The organism is Micromonospora globbae (genome assembly GCF_003610785.1).
GTDB lineage: Bacteria > Actinomycetota > Actinomycetes > Mycobacteriales > Micromonosporaceae > Micromonospora > Micromonospora globbae.
In genome coordinates this window covers 1-2,862 of the sequence record NZ_RAQQ01000075.1, presented here as the reverse complement: position 1 = coordinate 2,862, position 2,862 = coordinate 1, and the positions used below count along the sequence as shown (strand labels likewise).

Below are 2,862 nucleotides of genomic sequence, written 5' to 3'. Positions count from 1 at the left end.
AGGCTGCACGGCGAACTCGGCCACGTCCCACCCGCCGAGTACGAGGCGCTACACGCGATGACCCACCCGGTCACCGCACCCCTGAAAACCAGCTAACCAACTCTCCATCAAACCCGGGGCTTGACACGCGAATCAGCGCGATCGATCGTGCGTTCCGGTCGTCGCGGGCCTGTTTGTTGAGCCGGCACATGGAGTCTTCGACGAGTGGATCAAGGAGGTAGCGACGCGACTGCGGGCTGGCAACGTGCCGCTCGGTGGTGATGGTGTCCACGATCGGCTTCCAGCTCTCGCGCCGCTGGTCTTGCCTGGCTGGCAGTGCCTCGACGTGGATGATGTCGTACTTGTGGAACTTGCCGTCGTCGTCGAGGTCCCGATAGTGGACCGGGTAGAGGCGAATCCAACCCGTCCAGGGCGGGTCTATGCCCAGCGCCCCGACGCAGACCGTCTCCCCGTACCGCGCCGAGGGGTTGGGTGCCGCTTTCACTGTGATTAGGAGGCGGAGTTTTGCTGGTCGTGCCAGGACTGGCTTCGGTCTCGGATCTTCGTTGGTGCTCGGTCCCCACAACGGAAGCTGTTCCAACGGAACCACCCACATCGCTAGACGCAGCCGTCCAGACACACTCAGTTACATAGACAGTCTCACATCAAGGGGATCTGGCGCTAGCCGGCAGGGGCGAGGGGCAGCTGCCCAGCCGAACGCCGGCACGGAGAGTTCGCCTGGATTCGTCACGTTCAGTAAACCGCTGTCGGTGTATGGCGCTTCATCGCCGAGCCGGGAAGGCGCGTGCCAGGCGTTTCTGGCGATCGGTACCGCGGTGCTGGGCGCCCTGTGGAGATCGACTTTTGGTGGCCCGGTTTGACCGCTTCGCTTCCTTCGTCCTCCCCTCTTCGGCTGATTCACTGAACAGTGATCTCCAAAATCGGCCCCAAAACCACGGTTTGGGTATGTGGGTGCTCGCACGGCCTGGCCCAACGGCCCACGGCGGGCGCTGTCTCCGGTCACGGCGGTCCCTGGCTTCCGATCTCCCGGTCAGAGCATCGACCACTCTCTGTTGCAGCCGCTGGAAACAGGATGTCGGACCGCCGGGGCTCGGAGGGATCATCAGGGAATGGGTGACCAGGATGCCGCGCGGCGGTTGTCCCCGCGGCGGTGGCGGATCCTGTCGTACCTGGCACAGCATGGTTCTGCATCGACGCTGGACGTGGCGCTTGTTTGTGCGGTGTCGCGGCTGACCGCTCACCGTGACTTGGTGTGGCTGCAGGAGGCGGGACTGGTGCGCCGCGAGCGCTCGCCGGAGGACCGGACCCACACCTGGTGGTACGGGATCACGGCCGAGGGGACCGACGTGCTCCGGCGCGCCCTGACGGCGTCGGGGCGGCCGGTTCCGCTGAGGTTGGGTCAGCGGCCCTCCGGCATGGCGGATGCCCTGCTGTTTCTGCCGTTGATCGAGGTGTCGCGGCGCAACCCGGGGCGGTGCGAGCTGTTCCAGTGGCTGGCGACGATGGAGACCTCGGCGTGGTTGCGCCAGCACGACCTCGCGCAGTTGCGGGCCGACGGCTACGGCATATGGCTGCAGGACGGGCGGTGCCTGCGGTTCCTGGTACACGTCGACCGGGGCCCGGTCGGCGACGTTGTCGCCGAGCACGAGCGGCCGGCGTCAGGGCTGGGTGGACTGTTGGCCGGCTACCGGCGTGCGGGCCGGATGGTGCCGGTCGGGGCGGTTCTTCTAATCGCTCAGGACGCCGAGCGGGAGGAACGGTTGCGGGCCGACCTGCTCCGGGGGCCGCTGCTGAGCGCTGTCGCCACGACCAGGCGGCAGTTGTTGTATCGCCACTGGCCGGACGAGCAGGTATGGCAGGTGCCGGGCGAGAATGGTAGGCGGTGCCTCATCGAGGTCGGATCCTGACCGCACCACGTCACGATGCCCCTGCCGACGCCAACCTCCTGACCGTCACGAGGCCGGCGGCGTGGTGCTGAAGTCAGCGGCGTCGTGCTGCCCTGCTACCCCTACGCTGGCGGCATGAGGGAACCCACCGCGGACCGGACTGGTAGGTGCTGATGAACCGGCATGCGGCGGCACATGCCGAGGCGATTCCCGACGCTATCCGGGCGGACGTGGAGACGCTCTGGCGCTACCACGACATGCGTCACGAGTTGCGCCCGTGCGACGTGGGGATCGGGTTGGGCAGTCACGACCTCGGCGTGGCGGTCATCGCGACGCGCCTGTTTCACGAGGGCCTGTTCCCAAGGATCGTGTTCACCGGCGCGAACGCCCCGACGACCGTCGAACGGTTCCCACGGGGAGAAGCGATGCACTACCGCGAGTACGCCGTCGAGCAGGGCGTACCTGCGGAAGCGATTCTCGTGGAACCGCGCGCAACGAACACCGCCCAGAACCTGGAGTACTCGCGCAGGCTCCTCAACGAACGACAGATCCCGGTGCAGTCGGTGCTGATCATGTCGAGGCCCTACCAGCAGCGTCGGGCCTACGCCACGTGCAGGCTGATGTGGCCGGAGGTCAACGTGGTGTGCGCGTCGAACCCCCTGGAGCTGGACGACTATGTGAGCAGCATCGGCGACCCGCGGCGGGTGGTGGACATGCTGGTCGGCGACACGCAGCGGATCGAGGTGTACGCCGAGCGCGGGTTCGCGATCCCGCAGGAGATACCGGACGAGGTGCGGACGGCGTTCGAGCGTCTGGTGGCGGCTGGCTACACGAGCCGGCTGATCTGAGCTTAGAACTCCTAACAGAATGATCTGGGCGGAGGTGGATTTGTCCCTCGTGGACGATCAACTACAGTGATCGGCCGTGAGGCGAGGTGAGCAGCCGCCGTGGATCGTCTCGGACGACCTGTGGGCCG

Annotated in this window: 2 protein-coding genes and 2 pseudogenes; 3 read left to right on the top strand and 1 reads right to left on the bottom strand. The window is 66.6% G+C overall.

The window, feature by feature from the left end; genetic code table 11:
• Positions 1–121: 121 nt before the first annotated feature.
• A pseudogene (locus tag D7I43_RS32275) lies at positions 122–595 on the bottom strand (hypothetical protein); the annotation flags it as partial.
• A 514-nt stretch (positions 596–1,109) separates the two neighbouring features.
• On the opposite strand from D7I43_RS32275, the pseudogene D7I43_RS33990 reads away from it, so the two are divergent.
• The 3 genes and pseudogenes from D7I43_RS33990 to D7I43_RS32265 form a co-directional block, all read left to right on the top strand.
• Positions 1,110–1,244: pseudogene (locus tag D7I43_RS33990) on the top strand (hypothetical protein); the annotation flags it as partial.
• Between the two features lie 6 nt (positions 1,245–1,250).
• Complete coding sequence (locus tag D7I43_RS32270; protein ID WP_240033333.1) at positions 1,251–1,907, top strand: hypothetical protein; 657 nt, start codon at positions 1,251–1,253, stop codon at positions 1,905–1,907.
• A gap of 146 nt (positions 1,908–2,053) precedes the next feature.
• A complete protein-coding gene (locus D7I43_RS32265) occupies positions 2,054–2,734 on the top strand; it encodes a YdcF family protein (RefSeq protein WP_192902325.1) in 681 nt (226 codons plus the stop codon).
• The last annotated feature ends 128 nt before the right edge of the window (positions 2,735–2,862 follow it).